15 protein-coding genes are annotated in these 20,842 nt (G+C 49.2%); 11 read left to right on the top strand and 4 right to left on the bottom strand.

What is annotated here, in order from left to right:
- Positions 1 to 23 precede the first annotated feature (23 nt).
- Both H6786_02495 and H6786_02490 read left to right on the top strand, forming a co-directional pair.
- Complete coding sequence (locus tag H6786_02495; protein MCB9816244.1) at positions 24 to 746, top strand: sortase; 723 nt, start codon at positions 24 to 26, stop codon at positions 744 to 746.
- A 156-nt stretch (positions 747 to 902) separates the two neighbouring features.
- On the top strand, positions 903 to 4,871 hold the full coding sequence (locus tag H6786_02490) for a DUF11 domain-containing protein (GenBank protein MCB9816243.1): 3,969 nt from the start codon (positions 903 to 905) through the stop codon (positions 4,869 to 4,871).
- Positions 4,872 to 4,972: 101 nt separating this feature from the next.
- Here the strand turns inward: H6786_02490 and H6786_02485 are convergent, their stop codons facing one another.
- Positions 4,973 to 6,724: a threonine--tRNA ligase gene (locus tag H6786_02485; GenBank protein MCB9816242.1), complete on the bottom strand. Its 1,752-nt coding sequence runs from the start codon at positions 6,722 to 6,724 to the stop codon at positions 4,973 to 4,975.
- Between the two features lie 657 nt (positions 6,725 to 7,381).
- Here H6786_02485 and H6786_02480 point away from each other — a divergent pair.
- The gene (locus tag H6786_02480; protein MCB9816241.1) at positions 7,382 to 7,621 is read left to right on the top strand and encodes a hypothetical protein; all 240 of its coding nucleotides are present in this window, start codon (positions 7,382 to 7,384) and stop codon (positions 7,619 to 7,621) included.
- 459 nt (positions 7,622 to 8,080) lie between these two features.
- Here the strand turns inward: H6786_02480 and dnaE are convergent, their stop codons facing one another.
- The 3 genes from dnaE to H6786_02465 all read right to left on the bottom strand — a co-directional run bounded on the left by dnaE (position 8,081) and on the right by H6786_02465 (position 12,667).
- Complete coding sequence (gene dnaE / locus H6786_02475) at positions 8,081 to 11,290, bottom strand: DNA polymerase III subunit alpha (protein ID MCB9816240.1); 3,210 nt, start codon at positions 11,288 to 11,290, stop codon at positions 8,081 to 8,083.
- A 316-nt stretch (positions 11,291 to 11,606) separates the two neighbouring features.
- Positions 11,607 to 12,137, bottom strand: coding sequence for a hypothetical protein (locus H6786_02470; GenBank protein ID MCB9816239.1), 531 nt, complete (start codon positions 12,135 to 12,137; stop codon positions 11,607 to 11,609).
- 167 nt (positions 12,138 to 12,304) lie between these two features.
- Positions 12,305 to 12,667 carry a hypothetical protein gene (locus tag H6786_02465; GenBank protein MCB9816238.1) on the bottom strand — a complete coding sequence of 121 codons (363 nt, stop codon included), beginning with the start codon at positions 12,665 to 12,667 and terminating at the stop codon, positions 12,305 to 12,307.
- Positions 12,668 to 12,744: 77 nt separating this feature from the next.
- Between H6786_02465 and H6786_02460 the strand changes: the two genes are divergently transcribed.
- The 8 genes from H6786_02460 (at position 12,745) to H6786_02425 (ending at position 20,837) form a co-directional block, all read left to right on the top strand.
- Positions 12,745 to 13,338, top strand: a complete 594-nt coding sequence (locus tag H6786_02460) for a ribonuclease HII (GenBank protein MCB9816237.1) — start codon at positions 12,745 to 12,747, stop codon at positions 13,336 to 13,338.
- A 409-nt stretch (positions 13,339 to 13,747) separates the two neighbouring features.
- On the top strand, positions 13,748 to 14,056 hold the full coding sequence (gene rpmF, locus H6786_02455; protein MCB9816236.1) for a 50S ribosomal protein L32: 309 nt from the start codon (positions 13,748 to 13,750) through the stop codon (positions 14,054 to 14,056).
- Positions 14,057 to 14,163: 107 nt separating this feature from the next.
- A complete protein-coding gene (gene nusB, locus H6786_02450; protein MCB9816235.1) occupies positions 14,164 to 15,066 on the top strand; it encodes a transcription antitermination factor NusB in 903 nt (300 codons plus the stop codon).
- A 107-nt stretch (positions 15,067 to 15,173) separates the two neighbouring features.
- A complete protein-coding gene (gene rnc / locus H6786_02445) occupies positions 15,174 to 15,890 on the top strand; it encodes a ribonuclease III (protein MCB9816234.1) in 717 nt (238 codons plus the stop codon).
- A 30-nt stretch (positions 15,891 to 15,920) separates the two neighbouring features.
- Entirely contained in the window at positions 15,921 to 16,598 is a 678-nt protein-coding gene (locus tag H6786_02440; GenBank protein ID MCB9816233.1) for a prepilin-type N-terminal cleavage/methylation domain-containing protein, read from the top strand.
- A 49-nt stretch (positions 16,599 to 16,647) separates the two neighbouring features.
- Entirely contained in the window at positions 16,648 to 17,244 is a 597-nt protein-coding gene (locus H6786_02435; GenBank protein MCB9816232.1) for a prepilin-type N-terminal cleavage/methylation domain-containing protein, read from the top strand.
- Between the two features lie 2 nt (positions 17,245 to 17,246).
- Positions 17,247 to 19,487: an AAA family ATPase gene (locus H6786_02430; protein MCB9816231.1), complete on the top strand. Its 2,241-nt coding sequence runs from the start codon at positions 17,247 to 17,249 to the stop codon at positions 19,485 to 19,487.
- A 294-nt stretch (positions 19,488 to 19,781) separates the two neighbouring features.
- Positions 19,782 to 20,837, top strand: coding sequence for a hypothetical protein (locus H6786_02425; protein ID MCB9816230.1), 1,056 nt, complete (start codon positions 19,782 to 19,784; stop codon positions 20,835 to 20,837).
- Positions 20,838 to 20,842: the final 5 nt, after the last annotated feature.

The raw sequence follows: 20,842 nt of genomic DNA, 5'->3' as shown, positions 1-20,842 counted from the left end.
TACACTAAATTCAGCTATTCTAAATGAACGCACTGTTTGATCAAATCTGGGCAAAGAAGTCCGTGTTTCTTGGCACGTTCTTTTTGGTGTTCACGCTCACGTACATTTTGTTGGTGGCGGTCGACTTTATTCCTGAGCCGCCGGCCGAAACCACAATGGAAACAGAAGAAGCTACTGAGGTGGTTTCGGTTACGCCGCGTGCGCAGGCTGAAGAAACAGCAGAAGCAGAAGTCGAGGAAGTGGTAGAAGAAATAGATGAGCCTGAAGTGGCTCCAGCAGTGTCGTCTGAGTCAATCTCAGTTGAAGGTGTGTTGCCAATGCGATTGGTGATCGATCGTCTTGAGAAAGACGTGACAGTGCTTAATCCGACCTCACGTACGATCGCTGATCTTGACGCGTCTTTGCTCGAGGGTGTCGTTCGGCATCCTGATTCTGCAACGTTGGCGCAGGAAGGGACCGTCTTCATCTTGGGTCACTCGAGTTATTTGCCGCAAGTCTTCAATAAAAACTTCCAGGCTTTCAATGGTATTCAGAATCTAGAGTGGGGCGATAAGATCAAGCTCTATTCTGAAGATGGTATGTATGAGTATCGAGTTGAAAAAGTGTATCGAGCTCGAGCCCAGGATGTGACAGTGCCAATTGCAGGCACCAGTAAAACGCTGACGTTGGCCACTTGTAACAGCTTTGGAAGTGTTGACGATCGCTACATCGTAGAGGCCAAGCTCGTTGACGTACAAGCACTCTAGATTCCTTGACAAAAGGTGCTTTTTGAACTATGATTTTCCATCATTTGTTCTCCGTGAGCTAGTCGCTCAACGTTCTTAGATAGCCTTATTGTAGGCGCTGTTTCGTAACCTTCATTACTCTTGTGTCGCACAGGTGTAGACAGGAGTATAGATGTTATGAATCAAACTAAGCGTAATGTTATGAACAAGAAATTCAAGACCATCGCAAGTGTGATGGTGGTCTTTGCGTTTGTGGTGACCACGGTCTTGCCTCCAGCAAGTACTGCGATCGCGCTCACGCAGCTCGACTCAGGGATCGATTTTAGCCCTGGGACCAATTTAGATACAAATCTCGACCTGAACTCAGGTCTAAATCTTGATACAAATCTCGATCTAGGTTCGAATTTGGACCTTGGTGGAGATTTTGATCTCAATTACACGACGGACACTTCAGGTGGTGCTTACAGTAGTGATTTTATCGAGTGTGTACTTGATGCTAGCAAAACACTTGTAACTACTGGTGAGAGCTTTACCCTCAATTGGTCAACGAGTGGTTTCGACACCATTACGATCAACGGCAATACTGTCTCAGCGGATTCAGGCTCGATGGTGATCAATAACCTTCAGGAAAGTACCATCTTTACCTTGCAAGCTTTGTCAAACGGCGGATCGTCGTGTGTGCAGCAAGTACAAGTCACCTGTCTGCCCCCAGAAACTCCAAAGTACTGTGAGCTTGATGTTCAGAAATCAGTCAATAAGACCGTCGGTCTACCTGGTGACGAGCTCATCTACACTATCACCGTGAAGAACGTTGGTGATGCTGACTGTACTGGTGGAGGAGTGAAGATCGTCGATGTGGTCGACACTGATCTGAACTACGCTTGGTATCAAGTGTCATCGAATCTCAGTGCTGGATACGGCACTAGTCCTGTCTACACCGCCAGCGACCGAACTCTTCGTTTTAATGGACACGTACTCGAACCAGGTGAAGTAGGAACTATCACGTGGGGAGGTACCGTAAAGACTCCTGCACAGTGTGGTGATTTTGAAGTGACCAACCAAGCTAAGGCATCAGCCAAGGAACTCAATAACTTCCAGACCTGGGAGTACAGCCAAACTGTTCGAACTCTCATTGATACCGACTGTTATACTCCAGTCCCACGTTGCGATTCATTCACCGCGACACCAGCAGTGATCACTGTTGGTGAGACGACACTTTTGAGTTGGGAAACAACCAACGCAACTGCAGTAAGTATTAACAACGGTATCGGTGCAGTGTCTGTAGACGGTACGCGCGTTGTGTCACCGACAGTCAATACTACATACGTACTCACAGCATATGGCACTGGACAAACAGTGACCTGTTCTGTGCCAGTGACCGTAACTACTATCCCGGCACCGAGCTGTGATATGTTCACTGCTACTCCGTCTACGATCACTACCGGTGGCACAGTGACTCTGACATGGGAAACAACCAACGCAGAATCAGTAACCATCAACAACGGTGTTGGTGTTGTTGCTGCAGACGGTTCGGTGTCAGTGTCACCAACAACCAACACGACCTACGTCATGACGGTTGCAGGTCTTGCTGGTCAGTCGGTTACTTGTTCAGTACCGGTGACTGTCACACAGCCACCAGCTCCAAGTTGTGATTACTTCTCTGCTAATCCAACTGCGATCATGGTCGGCGACAGCGCAACCTTGACCTGGAATACTTCAAACGCAACTGATGTTGTTATGAACAACGGTATCGGTGCAGTTTCTGCAGATGGTTCGATCGTTGTATCGCCTACAGTAGATACAACGTACACACTTACTGTATACGGAGCGACTGGTCAGTCGGTTACTTGTTCAGTACCGGTTGACGTGTCGATCGTACCAGTGCCAAGCTGTGATCTGTTCACTGCAACTCCAAGCACCATATTGCTAGGTGAAAGCGCAACCCTTACGTGGGAGAGTTCAAACGCTGATCAGGTGTTTATCAACAACGGTATCGGTGCAGTTTCTGCAGATGGTTCGATCAGCGTGACACCGCTTGCTACTATCACATACACTCTGACCGTGATCGGTCAGAAGGACCAGGTGACAGAATGTCAGGTACCGGTAACTGTTGAAGTGCCTAAGCTCCCAAGCTGTGATCTGTTCGTGGCTAATCCATCAGGTATTACCGTTGGAGACAGCACAACTTTGACTTGGGAAACCACCAACGCGACTGAGGTCAGTCTTGATAATGGGATCGGTATTGTTGCTGTAGATGGTACACATACTGTTTCTCCAACAACTAACACTACCTACATCCTCACGGTCAAAGGTGAGAACGATCAGACTGTGAACTGTACGGCACCAGTAACTGTCTCAGAAGATCCGGTGCCAGTATGTGAATTCTTCACTGCAACACCAAACCAGCTTCCATATGGCGGTGGTCCAGTATCACTTAACTGGGAAGTAACTGGCGCAAATACAGTATCGATCACACCAACGATAGGAACTGTCGGACTTACTGGTTCACAGTCACTTAACGTAACTGAATCAACCACGTTCACTCTCACTGCGATCGACGGGAACAATGATCAGGTGAGTTGTGTGGCGCCAGTTGCGGTAGCAGATCCAGAGCCGGTATTCACGTGTGCTGATAACGTTACCTTCACTGCGGATGACTACTCGATCACGCGTGGTAGCGAAAGTACACTTAACTGGAGTACAACCAACGTTGATACGGTATCGATCAGTAACATCAATGCGACTTCACTTTCTGGAAGCCAGTCAGTAACTCCATCTGATGACACTACGTACACTCTTACTGCTACGCAGGGTGATAAGACCATTACCTGTCCACTTACTATTGATGTATCAAGCGGCGGTGGCGGTGGCGGAAGCTCATCACCACGTTGTGAACTCGATATTTCAGACACTCGTATCTCACGTGGCGATGAAGTGACTCTTACGTGGGACACTTCACGCGCAACTGAGGTAACGATCAAGGACGATCGTGGTGAGATCCTCTTCACGACTGATGATTACCTTGCAAGTGACAAGGAGGATTACTACGATGGTGAGCTTACCTTGCGTCCAACTCGTGACACGAAGTTCACATTGCTTGCTGAGCGAGGTTCACGTGAAGATGAGTGTACTGTTGCTGTTGCGATCGATGATGATGTAGTTGTGCTACAGACTCGCGATCAGCAGCCACTCGTTGCTGGTATCTCACTCTCACAGGTGCCATACACCGGTTTTGAAGCTGGTCCGATCATGACTTTCCTCTTCTATGGATTGCTTGTGGCATGGGCATTCTTCATTACCTACCTTTTGGTGATCCGAAAGCGAACCGTAACTGATTCGCCGGTAAATTTTACTAAGGCCACACCATCACCATCTTTCGATGGTGTGGCGGCAATGCAGAAGGCGGAAGGAGTGAAGCCTGACCTCTTTGTGAAGTCGGTGACCACTACTCCAGCGCCAGCTGACTTTGCAACTCCGAGTAATTTGCCAACTGGTACGCCAGCGATCGGTTATGAAAACCACAAAGAAAACGAGGTCGAAGTTCCTGCGGTAAATCCACATCAGGTGGACGATGCAGTAGTAACTGATCTTGAGAACCGTGCGCACGCCCAAAAGGCATTACTTTCAAGTGATGCGGTGCGTCACTTTGTAGGCACGACCACAGGTGAAGTTGAGCGTAACGAAGCGCTTGATACAGTGATCGCAGAAGCAAAGAAAACGTACCCGCTTGAAGACGGCTGGATCGTTATCAACGAAGCACGCATGCGTAATCTGTGTGACGTGTGTCAGGTCGGTCAAGTGTCTTCAAGTCAGGAGCCGTTCATTCCAGCGACAGTACCTGAAGGTACCGGTTCACTTGCTGAAGCGATCGTGACTGGCAACATCGTTGCTGCGTACGAGATGATCGGAAAGCGACCAATGTTTGCACTAGCTGACGCTTCTGCCGACCTTGATGCGGTCTATCGCAATCGTAAGGGTGGTTCTGAAAAGGTTTCAGACATGCTTACGCGAGAAACTACTCGGTTGTCTGATGGGCAGCTCAAAAATGCGATCTCTGCACTTACGAGTGCACTCGATGGTACATACACCTCTGAACAAGAAGCCGTGAAGATGGCTATCATGAAAGCAGTGAAGGCTGTTTCATAAGTAAAAACAAAAGGCCGCGCCCACGAATGTGGGCGCGGCCTTTGTTTTTTGGATAAGTAGCAGACTGCAATGGAGTCGGCCACTTCGTGCTATCTGTAATCTTATACGCTTGCCTCGGTAGATAATTTCGCCAGCAATGCCTCAATGTTGAGCGATTCTGAACCCTCGGCGTCACGACTTTCAAGGGTGATGGTTTTCCCTTCAACTTCTTTGTCACCAATGACGATGAAGTAGGGGAGTTTGGCTTGTTTGGCAGCGCGGATCTTCTTGCCCATACCTTCTTTTGAGTCGTCGAGCTCGACGCGGAAATTTTGCTGGCGCAAAATTTCCGCCACCTCTCGTGCATATTCATTGTGCGCATCAGCGACCGGAATCACGGCGAGCTGTACCGGCGAGAGCCAGAGTGGGAAGTTGCCGGCGAAGTGCTCGATCATCACAGCCATAAAGCGCTCGAGTGATCCTGCAATGGCACGATGGATCATTACTGGAATCTGCTTGTTGCCTTCGTTGTCAGTGTAGGTGAGGCCAAAGCGACTTGGCATCACGAAGTCGAGCTGGGCGGTGCCAAGCTGCCTCTCGCGCCCGATCGCATCATAGAACATGAAGTCGATCTTTGGTCCATAAAAGGCTGCTTCACCCTCAACTCGCTTGTACGGGAGGTTGAGTCGCTTCGCTACTTCTTCGAGGGTGCTTTCTGCTTTGTCCCACACAGCGTCATCTCCTAGCCGGCCGTCGGGATCATTTGGATCACTGACTGAGAGCGAAACCCAGAACTTACCTTCTTCGTACATACCAAGCGCAGTGTAGAACTCCTTGATCACGTTAAGAATATTTTCGACTTCCTGCTCGATCTGATCAACGGTACAGAACACGTGTCCATCGTCTTGCGTAATACTGCGCACTCGACTAAGACCAATCAGCTCGCCGGCCTGCTCGTCGCGATAGACCATCGTGGTCTCGGCGTAACGGATCGGTAGCTCTTTGTATGAACGTGGCCGGCTGTCGAATATCTGTGTGTGGTGCGGACAGTTCATTGGTTTCATCACAAACTCAGCGTCAGACTGACCTTTAACATGGAAGAGCTCATCCTTAAACTTGTCCCAGTGACCGGAGGTCTTGTAGAGATCGCTTTTGGTGATGTGCGGAATGGTTACTTTGGTGTAGCCGAACTTCGCCTGAATCTTCATGATCTTTTCTACGATGAGGTCACGCATAAGGGTGCCTTTAGGGGTGAAAAGAGGGAGGCCTGGACCAATCAGTTCAGAGAAGGTGAAGAGGTCGAGTTCTTTGCCGAGCTTGCGGTGGTCACGCGCTTTGGCTTCCTCCTGCTGCTTCTCATAGGCTTCGAGCTCTTCTTTGGTCTCAAATGCGAGACCGTAGATGCGAGTGAGCATCGGGTTCTTCTCATCACCACGCCAGTAGGCACCAGCGATCTTATCGAGCTTGAACGCGTCAGCGTTGATGTCTTTGTTTGGGTGTTCACAGTGGCCACCACGACAGAGATCGGTAAAGCCGCCACATGTGTAGAGCGTAATTGTCTCACTCTTGCCTTCGATCTCGTCGATGAGCTCGAGTTTGAACTTGTTGCCGGCAAAAGCTTCGCGTGCCTGCTCCGCCGAGACTTCCTCGTGGGTAAAGTCAGTCCACTTATTGAGGAGCTTCTTCATGTCTTTCTGGAGACCCTTGAGATCGCTATCGCCCGGTGTTTCGCCAGCTGAGAAGTCGATATCGTAGTAAAAGCCGTTGTCGATCGCTGGGCCGAGGGTGAGCTTGGCGTGCGGGTATCGCTGCAACACCGCTGCCGCGAGCAGGTGAGCAAGGGTGTGTCGTTTGTGTTCGAGTGATTGGTCCATAATTGTGAATTTTTCTTAGAGCCAGAGAATTATTACTATCAGACGAAACGGCTTCGCTCCGGGTATTGTCGCTGCAGATGTTTCGCTAGACAGCAATAATTCTCTGGCTCTCGGATGTGGTGATTGTTCCTTTCAGACTTTTGACAGACATTGCGCAGCTCGATTTGCTCGGTCGCACGAAAGTGCGAAACTCAGCGAGCATAGCGCCGAGCCCGCTGGAGGCGAGGATGCGTGTCTGGAAAAGGTCTGAAAGGAACAATCTGGTTAATAAATTGGTGCAGCTCGCTATTAGCATATTCTCCCTTGGTAGGTCGAATCTGCTGAAGCGCCTGCATAAATTCGAAATAGTCGCCGTAGGCTCCTTTTCTCATTTAAAAAACGTCCGAGTAGATACACGAAATTCGTGTGCCTACTCGGACGATCTTGATCGCGGTTCCACCGAGTTTCCGAGCTGGTATGCCGCTCGGCGCTTCATTGGTACAGGTTAGAAGGGAAGTGATTCCTCATGGGCGCTCACTTCGTTCGCGCCCCAGCGGTTGGTAGCCGCTGCAATCTCTGTACGTACAATCCTAACGCGACTAGAAATATTGTCAATTTTTCCAGAAAAGAAGTCGCCTATGCTATTATGTGAATAATAAAATTTAAGAATGTAATGCTATGAATATATTGCAAAAAGAAATTATCGCATCAGATTCTAAGGTGATTTACTTGCTAAAATTCATACTCTTGACGGTCGGTATTGCTTTCGTATTGAATTTGGTTTGGATGATGGTGTTTGGTATGTACTGGATGATCGGTGTGAGCGAAGCTTATCTTGCTCTATTTCTCTTCTGCATCGTGTTTATTTCTGGTTTGGTTTCATACATTTTGCTCAAGAAGCAAAGTTCGCCTAACTAGTTCAAGTTACAATCTCTGTTTCTACAATCCTAGCGCTAAAAAATATTGTCAAACAAAAAACCGCGGCCGAGGACGCGGTGTGCAACGAATCCCTCTCTACTCAGCCGGGTAGGTGTTGATCCAGGTTGCCAGCGATAGAGACAAGTTAAAATTTTGTTCGTAGTTACTATTGTTGTGACAGGCATTCTTCGACGCTGCAGCGACAATCCCCCAATCCGTAGTCGTTTTGTCTCGTCAAGCGAGGCGAAACGGTTTGTGTCAACCATGCTATAGAGAAGGTGCACCACGGCTGTCGTTCTAAGTTCGTTAAACTGTTGAGGTTGAGATGTCGAGGGTGAAAACCCAAATTTCTTTGCAAAAGACAAGAATTCGCGATTGAGATACTCTTCAGGATTAACTTCCATGATGTTCTCCAGTAAGACCTAGGACTAAAATACTATACATATTGTTTGTCATTTGTCAATTACTAGAAATCGGCTCTCCCACCATCTCATCACTCCCAAGTCGCTTCACTTTATCGATCAAAATCGATGGCTCGTCATTGCGGACATTGAACTTACCTTTGATGGCCACGCAGGTGCCTGGCACGAAGAGCTCACGATTGTCTTTGTAGGTTTCGGGGAAGGCGACGGTTTCGATACTGTCGGTTTGGTTGGCGATCTTGATGAAGGCCATTTTGTCACCCTTTTTGGTGAGGAGTTCTTTGACGATCTCGATGAGGCCGGTGGTCACAACGGTCGTGCCCTGGTGGCCCTTCTTTACTTGCTCAATACTTGGTCGTTTGTCGACCTCGTCCTTCACTGCGTCGAGTGGGTGGCCGGACACGTACACGCCAAGCAGTTCCTTTTCCCAAAGGAGTTTCTGGGCCATTGGTGCGTCTTCGGCCGGTTCGAGAGTGAGGCCAGAGACTTCGTCCATGCCGCCGAAGAGCGAGTCCTGACCAGTTTCCTTGCCACTAACTTGCTCGCGGTTGTAGGCGAGGAGATTGTCTAGGTTGGCAATAAGTTCGCCACGTTCACCGAACTTATCAAAGGCACCGGTCATGATAAGCGCTTCGAGGGATTTCTTGTTGAGTCCTCGGTCATGGATGCGGGTGAGGAAGTCTTGCATGGATGCAAACGGACCGTTCTTCTTTCGTTCTTCGATGATCACATCAGCGATGCCTTCACCGAAGTTTTTGATGGTGGTGAGTCCAAAGCGGATGGTATTTTTCCCCGGCACCACGGAGAAGTCGGAAAAGGATTCATTGATGTCTGGTGGAAGTACTGGTACGCCCATACGTTCACATTCGTGAATGATCTCAGAGATCTTTTCGGTGTCGCCCGAGTCAGCGGTGAGCACGGCCGACATGTACTCCACGGGGAAGTTGGCTTTCATGTAGGCGGTTTGGTAGGCGACGCGACCGTACGACGCAGCGTGCGCTTTGTTGAATCCATATGCCGCAAATGGTTCAATGAGCTGCCAGAGCTTATCTGCCTTATCCTGCGAGAGGCCGTGTTCGAGGAAGCCAGCAAACAGCTTTTTCTTTTGCTCTTCCATGAGTTCAGGGATCTTCTTACCCATCGCCTTACGCAGCATGTCAGCCTCGAGCCAAGAGTAGCCTGCGAGCTGGATGGAGATCATCATCACGTCATCCTGGTAGGTGATCACCCCGTACGATCGCTCAAGAATTGGCTCGAGGCGTGGGTCGAGATAGGTTACGAGGGAAGGATTGTATTTTCGCTCGATGTACGTCGGGATCATTTCCATCGGGCCAGGACGATAGAGCGCCACCATCGCGTTGATGTCATGAATAGTAGTCGGCTTCAGCTGCTTAAGGAACGCAGTCATACCGGAACCATTGAGCTGGAAAAGTCCCATAGTCTGACCAGAGGCGAGGATCTCGAAGGTCTTTGGGTCATCAAGTGGAATGTTTTCAATATCAATGTCAACGTTGTGGATCTTTTTCACACGCTTTACAGCGTCAGCCAAAATGGCGAGGTTTTTGATACCGAGGAAGTCGAACTTGAGGAGACCAACACCATCTTCACCCACAGACTTCATTTCGTACTGGGTGATCTGCTTGCCGGTCTTGGAGTCGATCTGGATCGGAACGTAGTTATTGAGGGGTTCAGGTGCGATCACTACACCAGCCGCGTGTACTCCGAGGTGTCGTACGCGCCCTTCGATCTGCTTCGCGAGGTCGATCACTTCGCGACTTTCTGCATCTTTCTTGTACAACTCGGCGAGTTCAGGTTCGATGTCTATCGCGCGATCAATGGTCATGGCAAATCCTTGGCTCCCCATTGGTATCATTTTGGAGATACGATCACCGGTGGAGTAGCTATGACCAAGGGCTCGCGCCACGTCGCGCACGGCCGCTTTCGCCATCATAGTTCCAAAGGTACCGATCTGCGCCACGTTGTCGTAGCCGTATTTCTCGCGGGCATAGGAAATGATCTCATCGCGACGATTATCAGCAAAGTCCATGTCGATATCAGGTGCCGATGGTCGTTCCGGGTTGAGGAAACGCTCGAAGGGGAGGCGGTACTCAAGCGGGTCCACGTTGGTGATCCCGAGCACGTAGGTGGCGAGTGATCCAGCCACCGAACCACGAATGGTGGTGTAGATGCCGCGCTCACGCGCTTCACGCAGGAGGTCGCCCACAGCGAGGAAGTAAGTTGCGTAGCCCTTCATCTTGATCACGTCGAGCTCGAAGGTGAGGCGGTCTTTTAGTTCCTCGTCTTCTGGATCCATACCGCGCCAGGTCACTCCTTCCCAGGCGCGATGGTGGAGTTCGTTGTCGGGTGTACGACCACTCTCGATGATGTACTTCGGGAACATCCAGGCATCCTGGCCAAGGGTGATTTTTACGTTGCATTCATTTGCGATCTTGACGGTATTTGAAATCGCCTCAGGAGTATCAGCAAACCATTCTTTCATCTCTGCTTGCGTCTTGAACGAAAAGTCTTCGCCGGTATCGTGATCAGCGGTGGTGTCTACGACACCACCGCTCCCAATCTTCACCATCACCTCACGCGCCAACCGATCGCCAGGCTTCATATAGTAGATGTCTTGGGCAGCTACGAGGGGAGTGTCTGTCTCTCTCGCGAGCTTCTTGATGAGTTCTTGATTTTCTTGGTGGCCGAAGATCTCTGGGTGATGGGAGATCTCAAGATAGCAGTCGTCGCCAAAGAGGCTCTTGTACCAATCGAGGCGTTCGGCGGCTTTGTCGGGATTGTTGTCTTTGAGTGCTTGAGCTATCTCCCCGGCAAAGGATGGGATGATACAGATCAGTCCCTCGTGATGTTTTTCAAGGAGCTCGTCGTCGAGGCGAGGTTTGTAGTAAAACCCGTCGACATTGGAACGAGTCACCATCTCGATAAGATTTTGGTAGCCGGAAAAAGTCTTCGAAAGGAGAACAAGACGCGAGTGGGGCCGGTCTTGCATTTCTTTATCAAAACGAGTCCGTGGCGCAAGGTAAGCGTCGAGGCCGATGATCGGCTTCACATCTTCGTAGGTGCAAGCTTTGTAGAAGTCGATCGCGCCGTAGAGTGCGCCAGCGTCGGTGATGGCAAGAGCATCCTGACCGTCTGCTTTGGCGGCTTTAACAAGCTCCTTTGGGGTCGGGACGGCATTGAGGAGGGAGTACATTGAATGTACGTGCAGGTGGACGAAGTCAGCCTTGATTGGTGGGTAGGATTGGTCGGATTCTGCCATGGTGGGGTGATTATAGCATTTCGCTCGCATTCGCGGAAAAATACAAGAATGCTCCGAACTGTTATTTTTATATTCTCTTACACAACGCAAATTACGAAACTCGCCTACGGCTCAAACAGTCGTAATTTGCTGTTCCAGATCATTAAAAATATACATTTCTCCACAATTGTATTTTTCCGCGAATGCTCGCTCTATCTGGAAACAAACCTTCGCAATGCTTTTTTGGAAGGGGTACTTCAAACAAAAAAACACGGCCCATGGGCCGTGTTCGAAGAGGTTCTGGACGCTATACGTCCATATCCTCACTTTGGAGATACCACTCGTACATTTTCTGAATCGGTTCGTTGACCCAGATTGTTCGACGGAGCGATGAGTTTGGATCTACGTCTCGGCGAATGACATACACCTTCGTGTAATCATCTTTGTCGTCAGGATGATGTAGAACGTACATCGTTGGGTCGTCTGATCGACCAGGTTCCCCGTATCCGAGGCGGAATGCGTGGATGGTGACACCTCTTGACTCAAGGGTGGTGTGCATCCACAGTCCGAACTCATCGAGCTCGGAGATCCAAGCGAAGCTGCCGAGTGTCGCCATATAGGCTGCTTGTTCGGCTGCACGTTGTTCCTCGGACATAGCATGTTGTGCCTTAGTCCAGGCTTCACGGTCAGCCTCGGTCCATAGTAGTCGCTCACATTGCTGTGCGACGTTGTCGAACCAGCGTCCGCTTCTTTCGAACAGGTGGAACAGCTCATACACCAGGTCGTCGGGCTTGGCTGTTTCGAAGGAGGGAAGGTTGGTCGTTTCGTCAGTATACATTGGTGTAACTCCCTGGCTACCAAAATAACATTTTCGCTAAAATAGTATCATATAATATTGAAAAGTCAATGTTTAGTATGCTTCCTGCATGAAAGCGAAATGACTGGTTGGTGCGAGAATGTAGATAAAAAAGCGCGCTCAACTGTGTTGAACGCGCCGTCTTTATATTAGATGGTACCAATGGGACCTGACTTCATCGGTAGGAAGATCTTAATTAGTGCTGTGTCTCTCACGGTGATGGCGATGTGTTCATTTTGGCACTCAATCTCAACCGGCGTGGTCGAAGTCCACTCTATAGTGACCTGTGGAGGATAACTTTTCCCAGTAAGGAATTGCCGGAAAACCGAGGTCTTCTGGTCTCCATCCTTGTGTATGATCTTCCAATCAAACTTTACATTCCTGTAATCTTGGAGCGGGCATACGTGGGATGATTCGATCATCTTCTCCGGGGTCCTCGATTCTTCAGCGTAACTGACAGACCAAGTAAACAAGCTGATGAACAATGTAAACAGTATTTGAGTACAGTTCATGTCAGATTCCTCAGGATGAACAACTTTTTGTAGTATGTAATAACATTAAGTACAAGTCAATTTGGTATACTTCCTGTATGAAAGCAAAATGGCTGGTTGGAGTAGATGAAGCTGGACGAGGACCACTGGCAGGACCGGTAAGTGTAGGGGTGGTTGTGGTGCCAGCCTCGTTTGATTGGGGTCTAATTGAAGGAGTGGGGGACTCGAAGCAGATCAAGCCGGAAAAGCGCGAAGCGCTTTTCCGGCGGGCGCAAGACCTGCGTCACCACCGCAAGCTTGATTTTGCGGTCGCGATGGTCGGTTCGTCGGTGATCGATGAAAAAGGAATTTCATACGCGATCAAGCTGGCAATGAATCGTTGTATCAAGCGCCTGGAGCTCGATCCGGCTACCTGCCGCATACGACTCGATGGCTCGCTCCATGCACCAACAGAATACTCTCAGGAAACCATCATAAAGGGCGACGCGACTGAGCCAGCGATCGGTCTGGCGTCGATCGTTGCGAAAGTCACTCGTGATAAATATATGACCAAAATGGCCAGGCGCTACACCCAGTATGGCTTCGAGCAGCATATGGGTTACGGCACTAAAGCGCATCGTCAAGCTATAGCCGAGCGAGGTAAGTGCCCGATCCACCGCGCCAGCTATTGCAAGAATATAAAAACGTTGTAGAATATTCTGGTTGTCAGTGTAACTGATAGTAAAGGTCTAGTTCTTTTTTTTTTTGGGCAGTTTTATCGGGGAGAGAAAATGTCCGACTGTTCTGATGGTAAGAGTTACCTTGGAGTCTGTGGCGGGTGTAAACAACGTGATACGTCGTTTTCACAAGTGTTCATGCTGATCGGGCGTCATGCGTTCACTCAGTGTAAGCCAGCGGGATTGGTGCCGGTATCGTGTGCTGTCGCGCCTGAAAAGTGCGAATTTTTCTACAGCACTGGCACCCACACTTATGGTGACCAAAGAGCCGTTTCGTCGTCGAGATGAAGCTTGGGCCGGCGAGCACGTAGTGCGAGCCGGCCTTTTTGTATTTACATCAATGAGGTATTGCTTTTCCCGTTGATTCTGCTATAGTTTCGCCACTATGGTAATTCGAATGCGTCATACGCGGGCACACACCGCGAACCGTCGTTCACATCATGCGCTCAAGGCGCCTACTTTGGCTACTTGTGCTAACTGTGGCGCACAGCACCGACCACACCACATGTGTCTCGAGTGCGGTCACTACAAGGGTCGCATGGTCGTTGATCTGGCGGCTAAGAAAAAGGCTCGCGAAGAGCGTCTTCAGGCGAAGCGCGACATGATCAACGCACAGCAGGCAGACTTTGGTGGAGCGGAAGCAACTCCAGAACCAGCCGCTGAAGCAGTAGAGTCTGAGGTGAAAGACAAGTAACAATTCACGCAAAGCCCTGCAAACGCAGGGCTTTGGTTTGTGGATTTTGTTCCTTGTGTGCTGGCGAAAATGGTACACTAAGAGCAGTTAACGTTTAGTACATTAGTATGGCAAATCGACATTTATCACGCAGCATTGTTCTTCAGTCACTCTTTGAGTGGGATTTAAATGCGCTTGAGAAAAAAGCAGTTCATGAAGTCTTGGAGCGAAACGTCGCAGAATTCGCGCCCAACAAGACCGATATGCCATTTATGGAAAAACTACTCGACGGCGTTATGGCGAAGCAGCCGGAGCTCGACCTCGTGATCGAAAAGGCTGCACCAGACTGGCCGATCGACCGCATCTCTCCAGTTGATCGAAATATTCTCCGACTCGGGCTGTACGAGCTGCTTTTTGCTGATCGAGCAGAAGTGCCAGCAAAGGTGGCGATCAACGAAGCGATCGAACTCGCCAAGCAGTTTGGTGGCGATAATAGTAGTCGGTTTGTAAACGGTGTACTCGGTGCGGTCTACAAGGAGATCGGTGAACCTGGAAAGGATGAGGTGAGTAAGCGTCGCAAGAAAGATGTGCCGTTTGATCAAATGCCAATTGAGCGTCTTTCTGGTGCGGTAGTCTACGCAGAACACGAAGGGCAGCTGTACCTTGCGCTTGTACACGATATCTTTGGTCACTGGACTTTGTCTAAGAGTAAGGTGAAGGAAGAAGAAACGGTCGAGGAGGGGGCAACTCGCGCACTCCTTGAAGAAGTTGGTCTTCCAATCACGCTTGAGCAAGAGCTTGGCAATAATGAATACGTCGCTTCACAGCCAGAAAAAGGCAAAGTGCGCAAGCAGGTACACTACTTTCTAGCTAATGCACCATATCAGGATATTGAACTGCTCAAGAAGGGCGGTCTTGACGACGCAAAATGGTTCAAAGTAGCTGATATTCTCGAGCTCAACTTCTACGAAGACATTCTTCCGATCGTTACCAAGGCAGTTACGGTTTTGGTTGGCAGGGGCTCAAAATAGTGCTACTGTCAGCAGTGAAACTTATCGTTTCTTTACAAGAAGCCTCTCTAGGGTCTGATCGTATTTGTGATGAGCCTCTAGAAAGGGTTCGTAGCTAATACTTACACATGGAAGTTACAAAACTTGATACCGACTTAGAGAAGCTGCAAGAGCTGCTCGGAGTTACTTTTGCTGATATTCAGATACTGTTATCAGCTATTACACATCGTTCATACTTGAATGAACACCGCGACGCGACCTGGGACCACAATGAACGTCTAGAGTTTTTGGGTGATGCGGTGTTGGAGCTCGTGGTGACTGATTACCTCTTTCATAAATATCCAGAGAAGCCTGAAGGAGAACTTACTGCAGTGCGGGCAGCTTTGGTGAATACAGTTTCACTGGCGGGCGCGTCCGAGCAGCTCGGTGTAAACGACTATTTGCTGATGAGTAAGGGCGAGGCGAAAGACGTCGGACGCGCCCGCCAGTACATTCTCGCCAACGCGTTTGAAGCCTGCATCGGTGCTATTTACATGGATAGGGGCTACGATGCGGCGAAAAACTTTATTGCTGATCGCCTCTTTGGGAAGACTGATGAGATCGTCCGTAAGCGCCTGTGGCAAGATGCTAAGAGCCGCTTCCAAGAGATGGCTCAGGAGCATGTTTCGGTGACCCCAACCTACGAGACAGTTAGTCAGGAAGGCCCAGATCATGACCGGGTGTTTACGGTTGGAGTCTTTTTGCGTAAGGAGAAGGTAGCTGAAGGCAAAGGACGCTCAAAACAAGAAGCTGAGCAACAAGCAGCAGAGAAAGCAATCGAAGCAAAAGGTTGGCAAACTGAGTAGCAGATTATTTCTACATGCTACACTAGTAGCATGAATCGCTCTTCACTAGGTTTTACTCTTCCAGAGATGCTTGTTGTGGTGGCTGTTATCACAATTCTTTCTAGTCTGTTGTATTACAACTTCAATGACGCCTCAGTTCAGTCTCGAAATGCGCAGCGACAGGCTGATCTTAGAGCGCTGCAGAGTGCGATCGAGCAGTACAAACTAGATAAAGGAATGTACCCTCCAGGCTGCAACGGAGCGCTGGTGTGGTCTGGTGAGATCGGCACGATATATGATTGTCCAAGTGCAGATGATGGTCAGTATATCGTTGGCTTGGCTCCTGAGTACATTCGCGCATTGCCGACCGACCCGAAGCGTAATGGGAATAATTCTGGCTACATCTACGTGACTAACGCAGCTCGCTCGGCGTACAAGATCATGGCTGCTCGTACAGCAGAACTTACGCCGCCAGGTATCCAAAAACCGAATGCTTTTTACCCTGATCCTCATCCATTCATGAGCTGTGATGTGAGTGATAACAATCCTGATGCTGTTTGTAACGCAGTGTCACCATTTGGTGGACTGGGCGTTATCAAATGCGATAATACTGACAGTGAGTTTCGGTACTCATACGGGTTGTGGGGTGGTTATCCTGATGAGCCTAGGCCATTGAATGCAGTTCGCTACGAAGAAGAGCTCGAAAAGGTGATCTGCCGAATGCCGTAAGTGGTAGTAAGTAGCCTAGACTCTAGAAGGGCTACGTTATAATGATTCTATGAAAAAAAGCTATCTTGCACGAAAAGGTTTCACCTTAGTTGAGATCATGGTCGTAGTGGCGATCATCAGTATCTTGTCCGCTATCTTGTACGCCAATTTTGGACATGCTCGTACTGAAGCACGTAACAAAGAGGTGTTTTCGGAGTTAAAAGAGTTGCAGTTAGCAATTGAATTGTATCGAGCACAACATGGACATTATCCAGATATTCCTGCCTGCGGAACAACCGCCGCAGCAACCTCAACAGCAGACTCTGATACCGGAGGAGCTGGGCATTGTGCCATCAATCCATTCGTTGATGATCTGATCCCCGATTTCATTTCAAGTCTTCCGAGTCCTGACGACTCAGCAAACTCAGCGTGTACGTACATATACAATGTTGGATCAGCTAGTCAAAACTGGTTTAAGCTAACGGCTGAAAATTGTCTAGGAGGATTTGATACTGCTGCAGATGGGATTCAGCCTGACGACACGTTTGCTCGTTGTCCGACGAGCTGTGGTGAGTGTGATGGTAATACTCATGACGCTGCATATAAGGCTTCAACAGATTTCTATGAAACCGTAGCAGTTTATAGCGCTGGTGGCCAGTGTGAATAGCTATGTATTTGAAAGAGCTCACCATCAATGGCTTCAAGTCATTCGCTAAAAAAAGCGAGCTCGAATTTTCTGCGCCGATCACCGCGATCGTTGGTCCGAACGGTTCAGGGAAAAGTAATACTGCTGAGTCGTTTCGTTTTGTACTCGGAGAGCAGTCGGTGAAGTCAATGCGTGGCAAGCGTGGTGAGGACCTCATCTGGGGTGGTTCAGAGAAGGTCTCGCGTGGTAATCGAGCGAGTGTGCAGGTAGTGTTCGATAATAAGAGTCGGTCGCTTGCGCTCGATTTTGACGAAGTCAAAATCGAGCGTATCGTCCATCGTGATGGTCAAAACGAATACAAGCTCAACGACTCTTCGGTTCGACTCAAAGATATCCATGAGCTTTTAGCTGGCGCGAATATAGGTTCGACCGGACATCACATCATTTCCCAGGGGGAAGCTGATCGAGTGCTTGCTGCTGGTCCGAAAGAGCGTCGTGAAATGATCGAAGATGCCCTTGGTCTCAAGGTGTACCAACTCAAAAAACAAGAAACTGAGCGCAAACTAGAAAAGACCCATGAAAACATCGCGCAGGTTGAGTCCCTCCGTCGTGAGGCTGCGCCACATTTAAAATATTTAAAGAAGCAGGTAGAAAAAGCTGAACGTTCGCTTGAGGTGCAAAAAGAGCTGCGAACGAAGTATGCTGAGTACCTGAAACGCGAAGATGTGTATGTCGCACATCACTTTGATCGCCTTACCAAAGAACGATCGAATCCAGCTAAACAGCTGGAAGAAGTGAAGGAAAAGTTGGTGGAGGTAAAAGCACTCTTGGCTAAAACCGAAACCGCAGAAGTACCAGCTGAGTTAACTGAAGCTGAGGCGGAGTTGCGCAAGGCTGCACAAGCTCGTCAGGAGGCTGAACGAGAATACAGCAAGCTTGAAGGGCAGGTCTCATTCATTGAGCGTCGCCTAACAACGCCACCTAAGAAAACAGCGGTGAGTACTGTCGTCTCACGAGCTCAGCTTGAAGAGTTGGTTGAATCGCTCGAGAAGCACGCTGAAAAGGCGCTCGATGTAGATGATGTAAAGGAAGTAAAGCGCGCTCTAAAAGACTTGTTAGAGAAGTTGCGCGGTTTTCTAAAGACTGAACAAGGTGAGGTGATCGACACAAGTGCGGCTGATCAAGAAGAACTGGAAGCGCTCTCAAAGATGTTGCACGCTGCAGAGAAGATGGTTGCCAAAGCGGTTGGTGTTGAAGAAGAGGCGGCAACGAAGCTGAAGGGATTGCAGTCAGCACAGCTAGCCGATACGGAAAAGAATCGCGAAGCAGAACGAGAGATGTTTGAACTCATGAATGAGCAGCGAGACAGTGAAGGGAAATTGGCGGCGATCGATCGGGAGTTGGCAGTATTGGAGCGTGACCGCGCAGATTTTAAAGTACAACTACAAGAAGCGGTCACGCTCCTTGGTCGTGGTGCCTCAGACTACTACCAGCAAGAGATCATCAATGAATCTGGTTCTACTCTTACTGAACAAATGATCATCAGTGAAGATCGTGGTGTGCAGCGCAAGCGACAGCACGATCTTGAAAAGCTCAAGATCCGACTTGAGGAGCTTGGTGTTGGTGCAACCGAGGACCTGCTTAAGGAATACAACACTGTCAAAGAACGTGATGAATTTTTGGCTCGTGAGCTCTCAGACTTGGAAGAGTCGGTACAGAATCTCAAAGAGCTGATCGTCGATATGCAAGGGAAGCTACAAGAGCAATTTACCATTGGTCTAGAGAAGATCACGAAAGAATTTCATACATTTTTCACCCTTATGTTTGGTGGTGGAGCGGCTAGTCTTAAGCGGGTTGAGCTCAAAAAGCGTGGTGATGAAGAAGAGGGCGAGGAAGATTCACAGATCGAGGACGGAGTCGAGTTGCATGTCTCGCTACCAAACAAACGGGTCAAGGGTCTTGAGATGCTTTCAGGCGGTGAGCGAGCGCTTACTTCCATCGCACTTATCTTTGCAATGAGTCAGGTCAATCCACCACCGTTCATTATTCTCGACGAGACCGACGCAGCGCTTGATGAGGCTAATAGTCGCCGATACGGAGACATGATCGAGGCCCTTGCAAAGAAGTCGCAGCTCGTGCTTATCACACATAATCGAGAGACTATGAGTCGTGCTGGTATTCTCTATGGTATTACCATGGGTGCCGACGGTGTCTCGAAAGTACTCTCAGTGAAGTTTGATGAAGCGGCTGCTGTGGCAAAGTAAACGAGCTCGCAGTGCATGTAACCTTTTGTTTCTCCCAGTCGTTACAGCCATCGGACCTGACGGAGGACATGTACATGAATGAAACAAACAGAGACACTTTGTCGACAGGTAAGCGCGGGTATCGTGCGCAGCGCTTGCTGCAACAAAAATGGTGGTACAAAACGTATCACAGAATGTCATTGTTGCTGCTTACGATCAAAGCGCGAGTAAGGCCACATCACGAGCCCTGGGCTGGATTATGACCACCTGTCGAAAAGCGGAGTTACTCTCCGCTTTTTTTGTTATCATCAATACATGGAAAAAATACGCCCGAGTTTAAACCCTCCAGAAAAGTATAGTGATGGAAGTTATAGTTTGACTGATGGATATGAGTTTGTTGATGATGAAATAGATCCAGTAGAGGAGTTTGGTGCTCACACGCCAGAGCAAAAGCGTGATCTGCGTAAAGTTTTGGCGTTGGTAGCAGGTTTGACATTTACTCCGGTGAAGGATTCTGGGCAGGCACCCGACGCCGAACCGTTGGTGCTAGATGCACAGCATAATACGACAGAGACCTATGCTGCAGATAGTGGTTTTGATTCTGAACGCTACGCCAACTGGGCTGAAGTTGATGGCGGGTCGGTTGCTGGTGTGTTGGAGCAGAAAGTGCTTGAGGGAGTGGAGAAGCTGTCTCCGGTTGATGTCGAGCAGACGCTCCGAAATGCGACTGAGCTAGAGATTGATGGCGTGCCGCTTATTGATTATCTAAGAGATAAGGTGACCTTTGCATGGAATGAAGAGACGCAAGAAGGGATCCCGCCGCGGGCACAGGCGAAGCTTCGTGAGCTATTAATCGGTATGTGTGCCAAAGAGTCTCGGTTTGATCCATCACGTCGTAATGGTGAGTATGCTGGCTTACTGCAGGTATCCGAGAAGCTACTGGAATCATACGGCAGTGATCCAAAAAAGTATCAAGATCCTGCAGAACAGATCAGGGTAGCAGCGTTGCATCTAGAAGAAAAATACGATCAGCTTATTAGTCATCTTGAGTCCCAGGGAACAATGGACTTGCTGCGTCAGCATGGGGTTGAAGAACAGACGTTGCAGGACGAAATATTGCCTCGATTAGCAGCTGATTCTCATCATGCTGGAGCAGGGAGGTTGGCTGAGGCCGTAAAATACTACTTTAAACAAGTTCCGGCTGATCAGATCCCGCGCGGTCGCGATCTTGTGCCAGCGATCATTGATTTCGCTAGAGCGTCTGATGCAGGAGATTATTTATCTGGCTATGGCGCTGTTTCAGCAAAGTATCTTGTAGAGGGTGAAGCTTGGACATTGGCTTTAGAGCAATTGCGGTCACAGAGAGGGTAGAAAAT

The sequence above is a fragment of the Candidatus Nomurabacteria bacterium genome (genome assembly GCA_020632075.1).
In the GTDB taxonomy this organism is placed as follows: domain Bacteria; phylum Patescibacteriota; class Minisyncoccia; order Phycocordibacterales; family UBA918; genus OLB19.
Note: the sequence above shows the minus strand (reverse complement) of the source record. Positions and strands in the feature narration are given on the sequence as shown.

What these genes read in the sequence shown, in the direction of transcription:
- H6786_02495 (MCB9816244.1), top strand. Translation starts at nt 24, where the DNA reads ATGAACGCACTGTTTGATCAAATCTGGGCAAAGAAGTCCGTGTTTCTT.
- H6786_02490 (MCB9816243.1), top strand. Translation starts at nt 903, where the DNA reads ATGAATCAAACTAAGCGTAATGTTATGAACAAGAAATTCAAGACCATC.
- H6786_02485 (MCB9816242.1), bottom strand. Translation starts at nt 6,724, where the DNA reads ATGGACCAATCACTCGAACACAAACGACACACCCTTGCTCACCTGCTC.
- H6786_02480 (MCB9816241.1), top strand. Translation starts at nt 7,382, where the DNA reads ATGAATATATTGCAAAAAGAAATTATCGCATCAGATTCTAAGGTGATT.
- H6786_02470 (MCB9816239.1), bottom strand. Translation starts at nt 12,137, where the DNA reads ATGTATACTGACGAAACGACCAACCTTCCCTCCTTCGAAACAGCCAAG.
- H6786_02465 (MCB9816238.1), bottom strand. Translation starts at nt 12,667, where the DNA reads ATGAACTGTACTCAAATACTGTTTACATTGTTCATCAGCTTGTTTACT.
- H6786_02460 (MCB9816237.1), top strand. Translation starts at nt 12,745, where the DNA reads ATGAAAGCAAAATGGCTGGTTGGAGTAGATGAAGCTGGACGAGGACCA.
- rpmF (MCB9816236.1), top strand. Translation starts at nt 13,748, where the DNA reads ATGGTAATTCGAATGCGTCATACGCGGGCACACACCGCGAACCGTCGT.
- nusB (MCB9816235.1), top strand. Translation starts at nt 14,164, where the DNA reads ATGGCAAATCGACATTTATCACGCAGCATTGTTCTTCAGTCACTCTTT.
- rnc (MCB9816234.1), top strand. Translation starts at nt 15,174, where the DNA reads ATGGAAGTTACAAAACTTGATACCGACTTAGAGAAGCTGCAAGAGCTG.
- H6786_02440 (MCB9816233.1), top strand. Translation starts at nt 15,921, where the DNA reads ATGAATCGCTCTTCACTAGGTTTTACTCTTCCAGAGATGCTTGTTGTG.
- H6786_02435 (MCB9816232.1), top strand. Translation starts at nt 16,648, where the DNA reads ATGAAAAAAAGCTATCTTGCACGAAAAGGTTTCACCTTAGTTGAGATC.
- H6786_02430 (MCB9816231.1), top strand. Translation starts at nt 17,247, where the DNA reads ATGTATTTGAAAGAGCTCACCATCAATGGCTTCAAGTCATTCGCTAAA.
- H6786_02425 (MCB9816230.1), top strand. Translation starts at nt 19,782, where the DNA reads ATGGAAAAAATACGCCCGAGTTTAAACCCTCCAGAAAAGTATAGTGAT.